A 15,869-nucleotide genomic window follows, 5' to 3' on the forward strand; every position below is an offset into this window, starting at 1 on the left:
TTTATTCTTCGTTTAGTATTCCCTCTTCTTCATCTTTTGATATTTTCTTTTCAGATTTAAGGTCTGCATCAACCGATTTTGCCACCTCAGGGATAGTGGTTTTCTTTCTTTTCTCAAATTTTAACTTTGTCAAATCGGCTTTATCAAAAACTAACCAATGTTTATTGCGGAAACCAGAAACCTTTTTAAAGGAAAATCCTTGGCCCTGTAATATATAGGTTGATTGAGGAAAATGTTCGAAAGGAATGTCGGGTATATTGGACCAGTCGTAATAATTCCCTTGTTCATCGTAAGTAATTTCTTTTTGGAGTTCTCCAAATAAAATTTCAATAGATGTGTCAGTTGACCAAATATAAAATCCAGTCCTAGAATAATGAGAAACAACAGACTTTACTGGGTTGTACTTTGAGATAACAAGCAGTAGCTGGTCTGGCTTTAGTTTTTGTAAACCATCGACTAGATCCAAAGCAAATTCTTTGATTTCCTTTTCTTCAAAAACATATTGGTTTACATCACCGTAAGAACTTTCTTCCCGAAAACGAATGTTCCCAAGTAAATCCAAAACTTTATCTTCTGTTAGTTCCACAGGATGGGCAAAAGTTTTTGAAACAGCAGTTTCAGACTTTAAGCTGATTTTATCGCGAGATACAGTGTAAATCGCAAACTCATTACTACGAAATAGTAGAGCGCGACTCTTAACACCAGTGGCACAGGAGTTAAGAATCATGGTAAATAGGAAAAGAGAGAAAATTCGGTAGAGTTTCATTATATTTATACCTCTAGAGTTTTTTGAAACTCTGGAAATTTGGAAAGGTATTCATCCAATGTCAAAATGGAAAGGATATGATTGAGTCCAGAAAGACGGAATACAGAGTTAAGATTTTTATTCAAATTGGTAACGAAGATTTCTACACCACGGTTGTGGAGAGCTGAAGATGCTTTGATTACGGCTCCAATCCCACTAGAATCCAGAAACTTTACAGAATGGAAATCCATTGTCAATTTTCCAAAATTCTGACTTTCTATTGCCTTCTCAAATTCTTGGTAAAACTCTCTTGAGTTTTCCATCAGGACATCCCTTTGGATCGATAGAAGCAGGTGATTTTCCTGACGGTGGCTTAGAATCAACATAGTTGGATTAACAATACGTTACGATTCTCTGGATTTGTGTCAAGAAAATCGGGCTTAGGAAAGAGGGCCCAAATCTGTGAGATTCATCTCTAAATCGTGCGGATATCCTTCTTTATCATTATAAACTACAATCGCTTTGTCAGATTGAATTTCTTTGATTTCTACAGTAGATCCGGTAAATATAAAAATTCCTTTATTTAGGAATGTCGGTTTTATTAATTTTGCCTTATCGCCTGGCTTCATTCCCCACCCTCTGTTTTTAAATAGAGGTCTTTACCGGCCTTTTTCATCACTTCAAAGATGTACATTTGGCTATGATCCACTCGAGTTCCAATATCATAAATGGCATCGGTAAAATCAGCACCTTCAATTTTGGCAGAGGCAAGTTTGGCAAAACGTAAGTCTGCACCACGGAAGTTGGCGTTTCTAAGGTCGGCTCCATTAAAAAAAGAAGCTTTCAAGTTGGCTCCTTGGAAGTTGGCTCCCACAAAACTAGAGTTTTGAAGAAAGGCATTGTGAAGGTCCGCTCCCGAAAAATCCACCCCATCTAATTTTTCTTTTTCCAACATAACACTGGATAACTTAGCATCGCGCAGATGGCCTTGGTTGTGAAGGAGTTCCATCGTTTGAGATTTTGTAATTCGGTTTTCTTTTGGAACCCCTTGTCCAGATTCATAATCTTCGACCGCTTTTTTGAGAGCAGCCACTGCAGATTCTGGATAGTTCTTTCTTCTTTCAGGAAACTCAAACAGAGTTTCTAAAGTTTCAGGAGTTAGGTTTTTAAGTTCGAGAAGAGATTTCCCTTTGGCGTATTCGGTAGCCATGGCAAGAGCCACGATACCAAAACCACATCCTGTTGTAGTGTAACTTGCGTCTTCCACAACAGACTGGTCATTTAACTTTAAGTAGATGCGATATCCGTCTCCGCAACCTGTGTTGCGGTAGTAAGAGACGACGGTAGCATCGTCCATCTCACGGTAATTCATCCTTTGGTCGTTGATTTCTTTGTAGCGAGCAAAGTCCATTACTGTCATGAGTGTTCTCCCCGTTTACTGATTAGACGGATTTGGCAGATGCCAATTACTTCATTTTGTATTTTTTCTTGAACTTGTCAACTCGACCGGTTGTATCCACTAGTTTGGATTTTCCAGTAAAGAATGGATGGCAGTTGGAACAAATTTCCACACTGATATCTCCGGCAGTGGATCTTGTTTCGATCACAGTACCACAAGCACATTTGATTTTAGCAGCAACGTATTTTGGATGTATGTCAGTTTTCATGGTGGTGCCCTTTTAGTTCGTATTCATGCTGGCGAGGAATTGGTCGTTAGTCTTCGCGCCGCGCATTTTTTCAATCAATAGTTCCATACTTTCGGTGATACTCATGGGAGAAAGTACTTTTCGGAGGATAAAAACTCGAGTGAGAGTGTCCTGCGGAAGGAGGAGTTCCTCTTTCCTGGTTCCTGAGCGGTTGATGTCAATGGCAGGGAAAATTCGTTTGTCAGCTAGTTTTCTGTCCAAATGGATTTCCATATTTCCCGTTCCCTTAAATTCCTCAAAAATCACCTCATCCATTCGGGAACCGGTATCAATGAGAGCTGTAGCAATGATGGTCAGTGACCCACCCTCTTCAATATTCCGAGCCGCTCCAAAAAAACGTTTTGGTTTGTGTAGGGCGTTGGAATCCACACCACCAGAAAGGATCTTTCCTGATGTGGGAACTACTTGGTTGTAAGCTCTCGCAAGTCTTGTGATGGAGTCTAGAAGGATGACTACATCCTTTCCATGTTCCACAAGTCGTTTTGCTTTTTCGATGACCATCTCAGCCACTTGGACGTGACGTTGTGCTGGTTCATCGAAAGTAGAACTTACCACTTCTCCTTTTACATGGCGAGCCATGTCGGTTACTTCTTCCGGACGTTCATCAATCAGAAGGACAATAAGAAAAATTTCTGGGTGGTTACGAGTGATTGCATTCGCAATGGACTGCATAAGAACCGTTTTACCTGTTCTTGGTGGCGCTACAATCAAAGCCCTTTGCCCTTTTCCAATCGGACACATAAGATCAATAATACGAGTGTCCAAATGGCTTGGATCAAACTCCATATTGATTCTTTCATCTGGATAAAGTGGAGTTAAGTTATCAAATAAATTTCTTTTTTGAGCAACCTCAACCGGAAATCCATTAATGGATTCCACTCGAAGCATAGCAAAAAATCGTTCTGCTTCTTTGGGAGGTCGGATGAGTCCTGTAACTGTATCTCCAGTACGAAGACCAAAAAGTTTAATTTGTGAAGGAGAAACATAAATATCATCTGGACCTGGCACATAATTGTAGTCAGGTGATCGGAGGAAACCATAACCATCAGGCAGTCTTTCCATAACTCCGGCTGCATGCACCTGACCGTCTTTTTCCGTTTGTGCTTGGAGAAGAGCAAACATCAAATTTTGTTTCTTTAAACCATGAGTGTTTTCCACTCCCAATCCTTTGGCAAGGTCTGCTAGTTCATTGATGTTTTTTTTCTTGAGTTCTACTAAATCAAGTGGAGGTGGAATGGGACCTTCGTATCTTCCCTTTTTCTTCTTAAATTGTTTTGGTGGTTCAGAACCATCTTCTTGGTCCATGATGCCGTTTGTATATTCGGTTTGGTCTTCGGGGGGATTAATTTGGATTTCGTCTTGTTTGCGTGATGCCATAGATTGTTCTACATTGATTGTTAGAGTATTTGATTAAATTTGGGAAACCATTTGTGCAAGTTAAGTATGCAAGGGAAACAGCGAAGTGCGGAGGTGTTTTCTCAAACGGTAATGAAAAAATCGTTTTTCCCTCATTTTCGTCAACGTCTTTTTTTTGTCTTTTTTCTCGCTGGACTTTGATTTTTACTCGGTTTCTTAGAAGTAGGCCCTGATTTCAAAGTTTTTACTGATTTCTTAATGATTTTGGACTTTTTGGAAGGAACCTGTTTTCCCTTCCCCGTGGTTTTTTGCGGTTTTTGCTCCGATTTTTCCGAACGTTTTCTTGGGATTACCGTTTTCACTTTGGTTTCATTGCGAAATCGTTCCGAAAGTTTTAAAAATCGAATTCTGTTTTGTAAGGTAGTTCTTGGAACACCGAGTTCAGTGGCTGTATGAGAGATATTGTTTGAATTGCGTTTAAGCGACTTATGAATGTAATGCGCTTCCATTTCTTCTAAAACAGACTCCAAAGGAAGTTTTGAATGGAAGGCTTCGTCTAAACTCGGGAATTCTGAATGACCATCTCCCGAAGGGTTGGCAAAAGAAGAGGGAGAAAAATGGTATAAAAATCCAAATACCTTCTTTTCTTTTTTCAATGTTACAATACGCAATGTTACTCTAAGCTCAGTTAGATTGGTATATAAAACATTGGTATCTGCATCTTTACCCAAACTCATGTCATGGTCTTTTAAATAACTTGCGAGAACTTCTCTATTGAGGTTGTGAAGGTATTTTTCGGCGAGTTGGAGCGAGTCACGGAACAATGGTTTTGTGAGAATTTCATTTTCAAAAGTTTCATTATAAAAAACTGTAGATCCAGTGACATCGGTTGCAATGAGACCATCTGGAAAATGAGAGAGAATGAGTTCCATAAACCATTGGACAGAGTCTGCATTTTCTTTCTTTTTTTCTAGTTTGGATTCGATTTCTTCCAGTTTTGGATTACGGGAATGCGAAGCATCTAATTTAGTAAAGGCGGCAAGGAACCTAGGTTTGTCCCAGTTGTCTTTTTTTTCTCCATCTAACCCAATGACCGGGATCTGCGATGATTCTTTAAAATATAAAATTAGGTTTTCGTGAAGTTCTGTTTCCAGGATGTCCAAAGGGATTTCCTCTAGTTCTTCTCTTTCCCTTCCCAAATCTGACAACTCGCGGTGGACACGATCTTTCGATAAAAGACCTAATAACTCTCCCTCCTCCGAAATGACGGGAAGGTGGGTGGCTCTTGTCAGCAAAAAATGACGATAGAGTGATTCAAACTTCACTAACCAGTCATTCTTTGGAATTTGTTACCCGTGAAAATCGAAATTTTTAGTTTTCTTGAATCGTGTTTTGCTTTTGTTTGTGAAGGCCCATCCAAATGGGTTGGACCCAAACATTGTCTGCGGTTTGGTATTCTTCTGGGATCTCTGCTTTTTGCGAACGTAAAGACATAAGACTGTAAACTAGCGAACGTTTGTATGTATGGAGAGAAAGTTGGTAATTCCCAGACAAAAAATATTCTTTTGCATGGTCTTTTTCACTTTTTGCCATCACAAGATATCTTTGGATTTTTTCTTTTGTATCCCATTCTAATGGTTTGGAGCCTGACTTATCTTCACCTTCCAGAAGAATCCACCTACCCATGGCTTTTTGGTAGAGCTGGTTTGCAGATTCTTCCATGGGAAAACAGAGTTTTCGTTGAGTGACAAGAAGTTCGCCTTCAGCGACAGAAAGTGTTTTTTCAATTTCCACGCGGTTGCCAGCGCGGTAGGTTTCTTCCACTTGCGTACGAATGGTTTCAATGGAAGTTCTACCAGCTTCTAGTTCCAAATTTAATTGGTCTTTGATGTCGAGAACCAGTGTTATTTTTCCATCCAATTGTTTTTTACGTTCCCTATATGACATTGTGGTTTTTGCCACAATGCTGAGTGTAAAAAAGAAGATGATAACACCGGTAATCCACTTCATTTTATTTTTTCTTTTCTTCTGGGTAGATTGCTTTTCCGTTTTCATCAAACTTAGGAGTAGGAGGAACTGATTCGCGTCTAGCTCCTTCCGTTTCTTTGATTTGAGCGTTAGCTTCTAATAACAAGTCGAGTTTTTTGGAAGTGATGAGTCCGTAGTTGTCATCATGTTGTTCCAATAGGTCCAAAGGTTTTGCATCAGGATTTCCTGGAGGAACAACCGTTCTTTCCATACGTTTGTTTTCTATAAAGTTAATGAGTGTATCTCTCACCTTCTCGTAGTTACGTTGTTTTTCTTCGTTACGAGCATCTTTAAGATCTTCGTTGGAACGGTATTGGTATTCTGGTTTGTCTTCGTCCGGTGTTTTGCTATAAATCATTGCAAGGATTGCAAAACGTTTAGCACGGCGGAGAGTGAGAATCCCTTCTTTATAAAGAGTGAGTTTGTATCGGTATTGGTGTGGGCTGGAATTTAGACCTGTTGTATAGAGATCTTCGGAAGAACGTAGGTCACGAAAACCTAAACGTAACAAAGCTTTGGCGTTATTGTCGTTGGAACGAATGATCGCCGGTGCCGCAGCTTCGAGCAGTGCTCTCGCATCTTCAATGTATTTTTGAAGAACGATTTCGAAGATACTTTTCAATTCCCCTTGTGCTTGGCGGAGTTGGCGAAATCCATACACGTAGTTACTTTGCAAGTACCACATGTTCCCACTAAAGTCAGATTGGTTGGCAGCTTTGAGAAGTTTAAAATAATCAAAGTCCAAGTTCTTTTTGGAAGGATCTGCTGCGGGAGTTTCAGCACCCGGTTGGCCTGTGCTTTGCGCCTCTTCTTGGGAAGGAGCCAAATTACTCAGAGCCACATTGATAAAATTTAAGTTTTCTTTGTTTTCAAAGATTAAAATCCCCAGATTCGTTTGTTCTGGAGATACTGCGCTGATATGTGAGATGTGACCCACAACCATTGCAAAAAAGAGGATGAATTTCCATTTTCCCATAGCTCTACCTTGTTTTATATATCGGAGCTACGGGAAAAACCAGGACTAAATTTTACATTTTTTGGATTCGTTCTATGGCAGAAATGACGTCTTCGCGCTTTCCAAAGGCCGAAAGTCGAAAATATCCTTCTCCGGCCGGTCCAAACCCAGAGCCTGGGGTTCCAACCACTTGTGCTTTTCCTAAAAGTTCATCAAAAAATTCCCAGGATTTGAGACCTCTCGGAGTTTTTAACCAAATGTAAGGAGCGTTGGTTCCTCCAAATACGGTGTAACCCGCAGTGGTAAGGCCTTCTCGGATTAGTTTTGCATTTTGCATGTAGTAAGAAATTTGTTCTTTAATTTCTACTTGGCCATGAGGTGAAAAAACTGCCTCGGCTCCTTTTTGTGTCACGTATGACACTCCATTGAACTTGGTGGTGTGGCGACGGTTCCAAAGAGAATTGAAACTCACCTCTTCCCCTGTTTTTGTTTTTCCTTTGAGGTCTTTGGGAATCACAAGGTAAGCACAGCGAGTTCCCGTAAATCCAGCGGTTTTGGAAAAAGATCTGAATTCCATAGCCACTTCTTTGGCACCTGGGATTTCATAAATGGATTTAGGAATTTCTGGATCTTGGATAAAAGATTCATAAGCGGAATCAAATAAAATGATACTACCAATTTTTTTAGCAAAGTTTACCCATTCCGTAAGTCGTGCCTTAGTTGCCACCATACCAGTGGGGTTATTTGGATAACAGAGGTAGATGATGTCTGGTTTTTCTTTTGGGAAATCCGGTTCAAAATTATTTTCTTCAGTGGCAGGCATATAGATGATATTCGCATATCGTCCATCAGAACCTACTTCGCCAGTTCGTCCTGCCATCACATTGGTGTCGACATACACGGGATAAACGGGATCCACAACAGCAATTTTACTATCTAAAGAAAAGATCTCTTGGATGTTTCCACAGTCACATTTAGAACCATCAGAAACAAATACTTCATCTTCCGCAATTTGTACGCCACGTGCTGTATAATCATGTGCAATAATCTTTTGGATGAGAAAGGAATACCCTTGTTCTGGTCCATAACCATGAAATCCACCAGCACTTCCCATTTCTTTGGCCGCATCTACCATAGCATTTACGATTGTGGGTGCCAAAGGTAATGTGACATCGCCAATCCCAAGACGAATGATCTTAGCATTTTGGTTGGCATCGGAATAGGCTTTGACCCTTCTTCCAATTTCCGGAAACAAATACCCTGCTTTCAATTTTAAATAGTTTTCATTTATCTGAGTCATCTTCTTCTTTCTTTTCCTCTATGAGTTTTCTCGATCTAAATCCTTCATGATAACCGTGTTCGTATAACACATCTTCTTCGCCCCAGGTCCAACAATAAAACCCGCTGCCATGGTCGAAATCAACAAGCCACAATCCTTTGACATCGATATTCATTGTTAAAATTTCATTTGTCCAATGTTTAACGATTTCGCCAATTTCATCTTCTTTGGCTTCCAAAACATTTTCTGGTAACAATTTGTTCCGGACATCGTCTGCCAAAACACTTGCTTTCAAATAGTATTCTCTTGTAATATCTCGCACGAGTGGAAGGACTTCTCTTGCTTCCGCTAGTGTCCAAATTTTTTTAGTCAAAATCCACTCCAAGACTAAGGCAGAGTAAGGCCATTCTGACAACGACACCATACTTCGCCTGACGGAAGTAAGCTGCATTGGGAAGATCATCTACATCGGTGGAGAGTTCATTCACACGAGGGAGTGGATGGAGGATGGTTGTGTCTTTTTTGGAAGCAAGGACAAGTTCCTTATTTACTTTATAAATATCTTTTAGTTTTTCATACTCTCTATGATCAGGAAATCTTTCCTCTTGGATCCTTGTCACATAGGCAACGTCAGCATCCCAAAAGGCTTTGATATCTGTGGTCTCTTCCCAAGTCATAGGATACCCTTCCAAATTCTTTTTGTATTTTTCGGGAAGCCTGAGTTCCTCGGGGCTAATGAGATACAAGTGGACCGGGTAATGTCTGAGAAGATTAATGAGTGAGTGAATTGTCCTTCCGTATTTGAGATCTCCAATGAAGGCGATATTTAATCCATCGATCTTTCCTTTTTCAGAGACGATTGTATATAAATCTAGAAGGGCCTGTGTGGGATGTTGGCCGGCTCCATCACCTGCATTGATGACTGGGATGTTCACAGCACCGGCGGCAATCCGAGAAGATCCTTCCACGGGATGGCGAATGACAGCGATGTCTACATAAGCTTCAATCATCTTCATGGTATCATAAAGAGTTTCTCCCTTAGAGATGGAAGAAAATTGAAATCCCACAGTGGAGATCAGCCTTCCCCCGAGCCTTTCCATTGCTGCTTCAAAAGACAGCCGCGTTCGTGTGCTTGCTTCAAAAAATAAAGAAGCTAAGAGTTTTCCATTCAGAATTCCGAATGCCTTCCCTGATTCTTGAAGGAGATTCATAGCTTGCGTTTTTTCGATAAGGAAGTTGAGGTCCTCTTTGGAAAATTGGAGGGTGTCTAGAATGTTTTTGTGAGAGTAAGAGTACATAAGTCGGAAATCTTTTCTCTAGGGTTTTTGGTATCGAATAAATCGAAAACATATTTTTTGGTATTTATGGTCGACACGATTCAGAACAAACTCCGCGATATGGAACTGGTCACCCAACACCTAGTCCAACCTGACGATTTGAACTACCATAACAATCTTTTTGGGGGGAAAATGCTCTCCTGGATCGATGAAGGGATGGCAATGTATGTGATGAATAAAATCCGTTATACCAATATTGTCACGATGAGTATGGACAATGTGGTATTTCGCTCACCGGCTCGGGCGGGAGACATCATCCAAATTTATGGAAAAATCGTAAAATACGGAAAATCTTCGGTCACTTCCCGGACTTTGGCCATTACCAACAACCCACAGACAGGAAAAATGTCGGCTGTGATCGAAAGTGACATCACCTATGTTTGTTTAGGCGAGAATGGAAAACCAACCGCTTACTTTCGAAACTTTACCCCAACCACTTAGGATAAAGATTTTGCTCTATCCCCAAAAGATTGAAGATCCTTCCCGCGATAAAATCCCCTAGATCGTCCAAAGTTTTTGGCATTTGGTAGAACCCAGGAGAAGCAGGAAGGATGATAGCTCCTGCCTCATCTAATGCTAAGAGATTTTTTAGGTGGATGCGGTTGTAAGGAGTTTCTCTAGGAACAATTATAAGCCTTCTTCTTTCTTTTAGGGATACATCAGCTGCTCTTTCAATTAAGTTCTCTGTAAGGCCGTGAGACAGGGAAGCCACTGTTTTCATACTGCAAGGTACAACTACCATAGCATCCCAACGGTTGGATCCACTGGCAATGTCAGATCCAATATCAAAAAAATTACGCACATGGAATTTATGTTTGGGTTTTACTTTCCATTTGGTTTCCACAAAAGAAAGAATGTCTTCTGCAGATTCTACTTTCGTTTCATACTCTTCTGAAAATATACGAATTGCTGCGGGACTTGCAGTTAGATAGGATTCTCCTTCTACTTCATACAAAGCTCGAAGGAATCTGGCGGCATAAATACTACCACTAGCACCTGCAAGACCCACCACTAGTTTCATTAGAAACTAATTCCTGAGGAAATTTTTAATAAAAATTCATTCCATTTATCAAATAGAATCGCAAGGAATAAAACTACACTGATCCAAGAATTGATTTGATAAAACAACATCGGTAAGTCTTTGGATTTGTACTGATAGGAAATTTTGTGTTCATACAATACTAAAATTCCTATCACAGAAAGGATGAGAAAATACATAAGGCCAAGCCCTGCACTAATTCCTGCAAAGATAAAAAATACAAAAGAAAAGATATGTAATAGAACGGCAATGGCTCTTGATTTGGTTTCCCCTAAACGAGAAGGGATGCTATGTAATTTTTCTTTTGCATCAAAATCCATGTCTTGGATGGCATATAACACATCAAAGGCGGATATATGAAAAAGAAGTCCCAAAGAAAATAAAATGGGAACTAAGTTAATAGTTTCTGTAATGGCAATCCAAGCCCCAAGGGGAGCCAGGGAAATCGCAAATCCCAAAACCAAATGACAAAAAAGTGTGAATCGTTTTGTCAGTGAATAAAGAAATAAAACAAAAAGAGCCGGAAAGGAAAGTAAAAATGCCAGTTTGTTTACGAAGAAACTGGCAAAGATAAAAATAAACGCAGACAATCCAATAAAAAGGAGCGCGGATAGTTTGGAAATTTTCCCAGAAGGAATTTCTCTATTTTGGGTGCGGGGGTTCTTTTCATCAATTTCCGAATCCACATAACGATTGAATCCCATGGCAGCACTGCGGGCACTCACCATACAAACTAGGACAAGAGCCCCAATTCGAAGTAAGTCCCCCGTGTCCAAGGTGGATTCCAAATAGGCAAGGAGGAAACTTATCCCAGCAAAGGGCAAAGCAAAGAGTGTGTGGGAAAATTTTACCATTTTAGCGTAAAGAAGTAGGTTTTTAAAGAAGTTCATGGCATCCTTTCTGCCCATAGTTTAGACAGATAAAAGGTTTTTTGGTTCATTCAGATTCGATTTCTTCCGTTCTTAGAACCAAGGTCTTAATTTATGAATATCCGTCTTTCCTTTCTTGGTAGATTCCCCGTATCCTTTGTTACATTCGGGATTTTTCTCCTCACCTCTACTGCCAATGCCCATCCCAGTTGGGAAGACCGCCCTTTACGTATATTTTTCCATTGTGGAAAAGAACTCTTCACGCAGATGGATGAGGAAGGTCGCGGGGGTCTCAGTGCCTTACTTGGATTTGTGGAACGAGAAAAAATGGATCTGGATTTAAAACGGGGAAAAGGGTACATGTTGTACCCTTTTAGTCCCAAAGACAAACCATTGGAATTTCCTTTTGACGGATTTACTTTGGGAAAACCAAGAGAGATGAACCATGGACCCGTAAAACTGGGCTTAGGTTCCATAAAGGAACTCCTCGATGTCAAAAATATCGAGGATTATGATGGTTGGATCGTTTACGTTGGTGCCGATGAGGAAACAAAGATCCCCCTCCTTCCCTGGCAAAACCATCCGGAACTCCCCCTCTTTCTTCTTGTAGAAGGAAAACCACAAGCCCGTTTTCGCTATTTGTCCAATGTCCACCAAATCGAATGTCCGAGAGATTATGGTAGGCTTGGAACATTGAATCTATTCTTTCGAAAACGCAATCTGATTCGTTTGGATTATAAATTAGAATCGATCAATTTAACTGATCGGAATCGTTCTTGGAAACAGAGAAAAGAATCGGAAACAGAAGAAGGACTGGAAAAACCTACGCCGAAAACGAAGGACATAGGGAAGAAAGAGGACAAGTCGAACAAAATGTCCGGCGAGCCTGGCAGTTCTTACGACCGAGAAATATTAGGTACAGAGATAGGTTTCGGCAAATCTCCTTAGGAGTGATCTTTACCATGTCCCGTTCAATTTGTACGGGTTCTGTTTTTTTAGTAAAACCCAACCGTTTGGTAAGACGTTTCACATGGGTATCTACCACAAACCCTTCCACCACTCCATAAATTTCCGCAAGCACCACGTTGGCGGTTTTTCTTCCAAACCCTGGGAGTTTGATCGCCTCCTCCATGGTGTCTGGAATTTTTCCGCCATAGTCATTCAAAACCATACGAGCAAAACCTTGGATGCTTTTGGCTTTGTTTTTATAAAATCCAGTGGAGAAGATTTTTTTCTCGATCGAATCAAGAGGTGCCTTGGCAAAGGACTCCAAAGTGGGAAAGGTGCGAAAGAGTTCCGGAGTGACAGTGTTCACACGTTCGTCCGTACACTGCGCACTGAGAATGACCGCAATGGCCAATTCATAAGGTTTAGTAAAATAAAGGGGGGTTTCTACTGCACCGAATTCCGCCTCTAAAAGACGGTAGACTTCGGTGATTTTTGGTGTTTTTCTGGATTGTTTCAATCCACCACTGCAGTCTTAAAAACTTAAGCTGCTGGTTGTGCTTTTGGAGTGATCCCTACGTATTTTTTAGGAGTGATTGCGGAAATATCGCCGCCGTGGTCTTTAATTGCCACTTTCAAACCTTTTTTACGAAGAGTTCGCAAAGCACGTGTAGAAATCTTAACGCGAACCCAACGGTTCTCGTCTTCCAAAAAGATTTTCTTTGTGATCACATTCACCTTCCAGATACGGCGGTTCTTTTTATGAGAATGGGATACATTGTTCCCTGCCGTCGTTCCTTTTCCGGTTACTACACATGTTCTAGCCATAATTATTACCTTGTTTCGCTATGTTTTTGTACCCTCAGAATGGGTCAATTCGAAACGAATCTTTTCCTGAAAGAATCGAAGTGCATCCACTGGGGTGTCCGCAAACCCAAACAATTGTAAGTCATCTTCTGAGATCAGGCGCATCTCTGCTAGTTTTTTGAAATTGATCACTTGGGTCCAAAACTCTGTTCCATACAATAGAATCGGGATTTTCGTTTTTTTACCAGTCTGCACTAGAGTTAAGGTTTCAAAAAGTTCATCAAAAGTTCCGAATCCACCGGGAAATGCAATCATCCCTCGGCAGGTCTTCATAAACCAGAGTTTTCTCATAAAAAAATAATGGAACTCAAATGCAAGTTCTGGATCCACATAGGGATTTACATGTTGTTCGTGAGGTAGAACGATATTGAGGGCAACTGATTTAGAACCGGCTTCTTTTGCTCCACGGTTTCCTGCTTCCATAATGCCCGGTCCCCCACCCGTACAAATATTCAAATTTCGGGAAGGATTTATTTGTTTGAGTGTATCAGCCCACTCGGAAATCAGTCGGGAAAACTCGCAAGCTTCCGCATAGTAATGGCTTAATGAATCAATAGGGGAAGGTGGGTTCTGTTTTGGTGATTCTGGTGCAGGAATTCTTGCAGACCCGAAGACAACGATGGTATCAGTGATTCCATGAGATTGGAATTCCGATTTGGGGTGAAGGTATTCGGAAAGGATACGAACGGGACCGGCTTCATTTCCCCATAAAAAACTTTGATTCTCAAAGGCTAAATCATTCATCTTGTTATCATAGATCGACCGAATGGTATAAAAAATGCGGAAATTCCCAAAAACACTCCCCGTCTCTATTTCTTTAGAACATCTCCCTATCAAAGAGACCGATTTAAAACAAATTTGCCTAGGTTGGGAGGATCTGGGATTTCCATTCTTACGTCCGGCAGTAGTTATGGACTGGAAAACAGAAACATTACCTCTGGGTAAGGCTCGGTTAGATTTAAATTTAATACTTACTCTTCGTTTTTTCCAATCTTTCCGTTTTTGGATTTTGCCTAAGTGGTATTTCCAAAAAACAAAAAAGCAACTAACAGAAATTACATGGAATCATTTTTTTTCAAAAGACAGAAATTTGGAATCAAACTCCTTTTCTAGGCACTGGAAACAATTTTGGAACACACCACTATCTTTAGTTTGGATTCATTTAGGATTCACGAAACTTCGAATGGAATTAGATTTAGAACCAAATTACTTTTCGAATGCCCTTCCTCTTTCCTTTGATGGTGAAAAGAAACTCTACTTTCGCACAGGACATTTAAAAACCATCCACTACAGATGGACCAAAAAAGAATTCAAAGCCCCTTATCCAAAGTTTGCAGAAGTGTATATCAAAACACGAGACAAACACAATGATGAAAGTTTGGGCAGGGTTTTTTATCGTTTTCTCGGATACATACTTGAAAATAAATTCGACGAATACCTGTTACCCTATTGGGGATTTCCATCGATCCTACCGGATTCCATACGTAAGATGATTCCAGAGGAAATATGGAAAATTTCTAACTCACCGAGTACAAACCAATGGACAGAAACAAATCTATTAGGAACGGAATTAGAATTTAGGACTGTCTACCAGGTTTCCACTTTTTCGCCAAATCATCCAAAATGATAAAACGAGAGTTTTTACCAATGACAACCTCATTGATTTTTTTATCTTGTAAAGCTCGGTAAACAGAGGTTCGGCTAGTGTTTTTCTTTTCAGCGAAGTATTTGATCTCTAATAGATTTTTACTGATTTGTTTGCATGTATTCACTAGTGCATCTGACATTGTTGAACTAACCTCTCTCCTGTTAGACAGTTTGTTCGATAAAGAGATGATAAATTTTTAAAAACGATCCAAACGAATCGAAAATTCTATCTGTTTTTCTGTCTTCGGTGCTATGGTTTTAGGATTACCACCAGGGAAATGTAAAAAATTCCCAGTACCGGTCATAGGTTCAATTGCTATAGATCTTCGATCTTGTGGAGTATATACTTGATAAAACTCGCCACCTTGGATGATGAGTTTTTCTTTTTTATTCATTGAAAAAAGCCCAATATAAGAATTTTGTCCATGAATGGCAAAGTAGAGATCATCTAAATTTTTGCCCATCAGCGTCTCTTCCGTGTTCAATACCACATCTTCTTTCTGGATTTTTTCTGGAAGAAGATAGTCTCCTAACTTCACCCGATGAAACCCAGAGCCAAATAAAAAAAGATCGTCAATGGATTCATCTTCATTCCATCGAAAGTATGGATGGATTCCGAGTGCAAAGGGAAATTCTGAATCCGATTCGTTGACCAATCGATAAATGATTTTTAACTCTGATGGATACAAGCGGTAACATTCTTTCACTTGGATCTGAGACAATAAAGTGCCTTTCCAAACGGAAGGAATTTCCATTTCAAATTCGGCATAGGATTCATTGTCCCCAACCTCTTCTTTTACCAAATGCCTGGGGAGGTTATGGTAGAGGCCATGTAAGGGAATCCCGTTTCCATCGGTGAGCCAATGAGTGCTGGGATAAAAGGGTTCTCTGGCCCAAGGGTTGGGTTCCAGACGGTTGACCCAGGGAAACATAAGAAAAGACCCAGATGCAAAAAAAGGGTCAGGGGCCTTATGGCCGGAAACGACAGAAACTGACTTCCCATCCACGGGAGACAGAAGATGTAAACCGAGCCATTGGCCACCACCTGTGGGGTGGGTTTCAAAACAAGACTGTTTTGTTTTCAGTTGGTACAAGA

21 protein-coding genes are annotated in these 15,869 nt (G+C 40.4%); 2 read left to right on the top strand and 19 right to left on the bottom strand.

Going from position 1 to position 15,869, the window contains the following annotated elements; genetic code table 11:
• Position 1: 1 nt before the first annotated feature.
• The 12 genes from LEP1GSC203_RS06015 to pyrB form a co-directional block, all read right to left on the bottom strand.
• A complete protein-coding gene (locus tag LEP1GSC203_RS06015) occupies positions 2 to 766 on the bottom strand; it encodes an LA_1326/LA_4305 family lipoprotein (RefSeq protein ID WP_002973175.1) in 765 nt (254 codons plus the stop codon).
• Positions 767 to 771: 5 nt separating this feature from the next.
• Complete coding sequence (locus tag LEP1GSC203_RS06020; RefSeq protein WP_051064145.1) at positions 772 to 1,068, bottom strand: STAS domain-containing protein; 297 nt, start codon at positions 1,066 to 1,068, stop codon at positions 772 to 774.
• A gap of 117 nt (positions 1,069 to 1,185) precedes the next feature.
• Positions 1,186 to 1,374, bottom strand: a complete 189-nt coding sequence (locus LEP1GSC203_RS06025; RefSeq protein ID WP_002973153.1) for a hypothetical protein — start codon at positions 1,372 to 1,374, stop codon at positions 1,186 to 1,188.
• Complete coding sequence (locus tag LEP1GSC203_RS06030) at positions 1,371 to 2,165, bottom strand: pentapeptide repeat-containing protein (protein WP_002973012.1); 795 nt, start codon at positions 2,163 to 2,165, stop codon at positions 1,371 to 1,373. Before LEP1GSC203_RS06030 ends, LEP1GSC203_RS06025 begins: the two co-directional genes overlap by 4 nt.
• Before the next feature lie 46 nt (positions 2,166 to 2,211).
• Positions 2,212 to 2,412, bottom strand: a complete 201-nt coding sequence (gene rpmE / locus LEP1GSC203_RS06035) for a 50S ribosomal protein L31 (protein WP_002973045.1) — start codon at positions 2,410 to 2,412, stop codon at positions 2,212 to 2,214.
• Positions 2,413 to 2,424: 12 nt separating this feature from the next.
• A complete protein-coding gene (gene rho / locus LEP1GSC203_RS06040; RefSeq protein ID WP_002973142.1) occupies positions 2,425 to 3,828 on the bottom strand; it encodes a transcription termination factor Rho in 1,404 nt (467 codons plus the stop codon).
• A gap of 140 nt (positions 3,829 to 3,968) precedes the next feature.
• Entirely contained in the window at positions 3,969 to 5,132 is a 1,164-nt protein-coding gene (locus LEP1GSC203_RS06045) for a helix-turn-helix domain-containing protein (RefSeq protein ID WP_002972999.1), read from the bottom strand.
• Between the two features lie 46 nt (positions 5,133 to 5,178).
• The gene (locus tag LEP1GSC203_RS06050; RefSeq protein WP_002973095.1) at positions 5,179 to 5,817 is read right to left on the bottom strand and encodes a hypothetical protein; all 639 of its coding nucleotides are present in this window, start codon (positions 5,815 to 5,817) and stop codon (positions 5,179 to 5,181) included.
• Position 5,818: 1 nt separating this feature from the next.
• Complete coding sequence (locus LEP1GSC203_RS06055) at positions 5,819 to 6,811, bottom strand: adhesin OmpL37 family surface protein (protein WP_002973022.1); 993 nt, start codon at positions 6,809 to 6,811, stop codon at positions 5,819 to 5,821.
• A 52-nt stretch (positions 6,812 to 6,863) separates the two neighbouring features.
• On the bottom strand, positions 6,864 to 8,090 hold the full coding sequence (locus LEP1GSC203_RS06060) for an LL-diaminopimelate aminotransferase (RefSeq protein ID WP_002972976.1): 1,227 nt from the start codon (positions 8,088 to 8,090) through the stop codon (positions 6,864 to 6,866).
• Entirely contained in the window at positions 8,074 to 8,442 is a 369-nt protein-coding gene (locus tag LEP1GSC203_RS06065; protein ID WP_002973032.1) for a DUF2203 domain-containing protein, read from the bottom strand. The genes LEP1GSC203_RS06060 and LEP1GSC203_RS06065 overlap by 17 nt, the downstream gene beginning before the upstream one ends.
• Complete coding sequence (pyrB, locus tag LEP1GSC203_RS06070; RefSeq protein ID WP_002973015.1) at positions 8,435 to 9,367, bottom strand: aspartate carbamoyltransferase; 933 nt, start codon at positions 9,365 to 9,367, stop codon at positions 8,435 to 8,437. The genes LEP1GSC203_RS06065 and pyrB overlap by 8 nt, the downstream gene beginning before the upstream one ends.
• 66 nt (positions 9,368 to 9,433) lie before the next feature.
• Between pyrB and LEP1GSC203_RS06075 the strand changes: the two genes are divergently transcribed.
• On the top strand, positions 9,434 to 9,847 hold the full coding sequence (locus LEP1GSC203_RS06075) for an acyl-CoA thioesterase (RefSeq protein ID WP_002973064.1): 414 nt from the start codon (positions 9,434 to 9,436) through the stop codon (positions 9,845 to 9,847).
• Here the strand turns inward: LEP1GSC203_RS06075 and LEP1GSC203_RS06080 are convergent.
• The 5 genes from LEP1GSC203_RS06080 to LEP1GSC203_RS06105 form a co-directional block, all read right to left on the bottom strand.
• Positions 9,831 to 10,427 carry a UbiX family flavin prenyltransferase gene (locus tag LEP1GSC203_RS06080; protein ID WP_002973167.1) on the bottom strand — a complete coding sequence of 199 codons (597 nt, stop codon included), beginning with the start codon at positions 10,425 to 10,427 and terminating at the stop codon, positions 9,831 to 9,833. The two genes, LEP1GSC203_RS06075 and LEP1GSC203_RS06080, sit on opposite strands and share 17 nt — an antisense overlap.
• Positions 10,427 to 11,335, bottom strand: a complete 909-nt coding sequence (locus tag LEP1GSC203_RS06085; protein ID WP_002973016.1) for a UbiA-like polyprenyltransferase — start codon at positions 11,333 to 11,335, stop codon at positions 10,427 to 10,429. The genes LEP1GSC203_RS06080 and LEP1GSC203_RS06085 overlap by 1 nt, the downstream gene beginning before the upstream one ends.
• Before the next feature lie 802 nt (positions 11,336 to 12,137).
• Entirely contained in the window at positions 12,138 to 12,779 is a 642-nt protein-coding gene (locus LEP1GSC203_RS19550; RefSeq protein ID WP_084764908.1) for an endonuclease III domain-containing protein, read from the bottom strand.
• Positions 12,780 to 12,802: 23 nt separating this feature from the next.
• Positions 12,803 to 13,087 carry a 50S ribosomal protein L28 gene (gene rpmB, locus LEP1GSC203_RS06100; protein ID WP_002973139.1) on the bottom strand — a complete coding sequence of 95 codons (285 nt, stop codon included), beginning with the start codon at positions 13,085 to 13,087 and terminating at the stop codon, positions 12,803 to 12,805.
• 18 nt (positions 13,088 to 13,105) lie between these two features.
• Entirely contained in the window at positions 13,106 to 13,870 is a 765-nt protein-coding gene (locus LEP1GSC203_RS06105) for an LOG family protein (protein WP_002973008.1), read from the bottom strand.
• A 34-nt stretch (positions 13,871 to 13,904) separates the two neighbouring features.
• Here LEP1GSC203_RS06105 and LEP1GSC203_RS06110 point away from each other — a divergent pair, with 34 nt between their 5' ends.
• On the top strand, positions 13,905 to 14,753 hold the full coding sequence (locus LEP1GSC203_RS06110) for a hypothetical protein (RefSeq protein WP_002972964.1): 849 nt from the start codon (positions 13,905 to 13,907) through the stop codon (positions 14,751 to 14,753).
• Here LEP1GSC203_RS06110 and LEP1GSC203_RS19555 read toward each other — a convergent pair.
• Both LEP1GSC203_RS19555 and LEP1GSC203_RS06115 read right to left on the bottom strand, forming a co-directional pair.
• Positions 14,704 to 14,913 (bottom strand): hypothetical protein, encoded by a 210-nt coding sequence (locus LEP1GSC203_RS19555; protein ID WP_002973090.1) that lies wholly within the window; start codon positions 14,911 to 14,913, stop codon positions 14,704 to 14,706. The genes LEP1GSC203_RS06110 and LEP1GSC203_RS19555 overlap by 50 nt on opposite strands.
• A gap of 57 nt (positions 14,914 to 14,970) precedes the next feature.
• Positions 14,971 to 15,867, bottom strand: coding sequence for an aldose 1-epimerase (locus LEP1GSC203_RS06115; RefSeq protein WP_039937359.1), 897 nt, complete (start codon positions 15,865 to 15,867; stop codon positions 14,971 to 14,973).
• Between the last annotated feature and the right edge of the window lie 2 nt (positions 15,868 to 15,869).

The sequence above is a fragment of the Leptospira terpstrae serovar Hualin str. LT 11-33 = ATCC 700639 genome, assembly GCF_000332495.1.
In the GTDB taxonomy this organism is placed as follows: domain Bacteria; phylum Spirochaetota; class Leptospiria; order Leptospirales; family Leptospiraceae; genus Leptospira_A; species Leptospira_A terpstrae.

Coding starts and splice junctions, on each gene's coding strand:
- LEP1GSC203_RS06015 (WP_002973175.1), bottom strand. CDS start 766: ATGAAACTCTACCGAATTTTCTCTCTTTTCCTATTTACCATGATTCTT.
- LEP1GSC203_RS06020 (WP_051064145.1), bottom strand. CDS start 1,068: ATGGAAAACTCAAGAGAGTTTTACCAAGAATTTGAGAAGGCAATAGAA.
- LEP1GSC203_RS06025 (WP_002973153.1), bottom strand. CDS start 1,374: ATGAAGCCAGGCGATAAGGCAAAATTAATAAAACCGACATTCCTAAAT.
- LEP1GSC203_RS06030 (WP_002973012.1), bottom strand. CDS start 2,165: ATGACAGTAATGGACTTTGCTCGCTACAAAGAAATCAACGACCAAAGG.
- rpmE (WP_002973045.1), bottom strand. CDS start 2,412: ATGAAAACTGACATACATCCAAAATACGTTGCTGCTAAAATCAAATGT.
- rho (WP_002973142.1), bottom strand. CDS start 3,828: ATGGCATCACGCAAACAAGACGAAATCCAAATTAATCCCCCCGAAGAC.
- LEP1GSC203_RS06050 (WP_002973095.1), bottom strand. CDS start 5,817: ATGAAGTGGATTACCGGTGTTATCATCTTCTTTTTTACACTCAGCATT.
- LEP1GSC203_RS06055 (WP_002973022.1), bottom strand. CDS start 6,811: ATGGGAAAATGGAAATTCATCCTCTTTTTTGCAATGGTTGTGGGTCAC.
- LEP1GSC203_RS06060 (WP_002972976.1), bottom strand. CDS start 8,090: ATGACTCAGATAAATGAAAACTATTTAAAATTGAAAGCAGGGTATTTG.
- pyrB (WP_002973015.1), bottom strand. CDS start 9,367: ATGTACTCTTACTCTCACAAAAACATTCTAGACACCCTCCAATTTTCC.
- LEP1GSC203_RS06075 (WP_002973064.1), top strand. CDS start 9,434: ATGGTCGACACGATTCAGAACAAACTCCGCGATATGGAACTGGTCACC.
- LEP1GSC203_RS06080 (WP_002973167.1), bottom strand. CDS start 10,427: ATGAAACTAGTGGTGGGTCTTGCAGGTGCTAGTGGTAGTATTTATGCC.
- LEP1GSC203_RS06085 (WP_002973016.1), bottom strand. CDS start 11,335: ATGAACTTCTTTAAAAACCTACTTCTTTACGCTAAAATGGTAAAATTT.
- rpmB (WP_002973139.1), bottom strand. CDS start 13,087: ATGGCTAGAACATGTGTAGTAACCGGAAAAGGAACGACGGCAGGGAAC.
- LEP1GSC203_RS06105 (WP_002973008.1), bottom strand. CDS start 13,870: ATGAATGATTTAGCCTTTGAGAATCAAAGTTTTTTATGGGGAAATGAA.
- LEP1GSC203_RS06110 (WP_002972964.1), top strand. CDS start 13,905: ATGCGGAAATTCCCAAAAACACTCCCCGTCTCTATTTCTTTAGAACAT.
- LEP1GSC203_RS19555 (WP_002973090.1), bottom strand. CDS start 14,913: ATGTCAGATGCACTAGTGAATACATGCAAACAAATCAGTAAAAATCTA.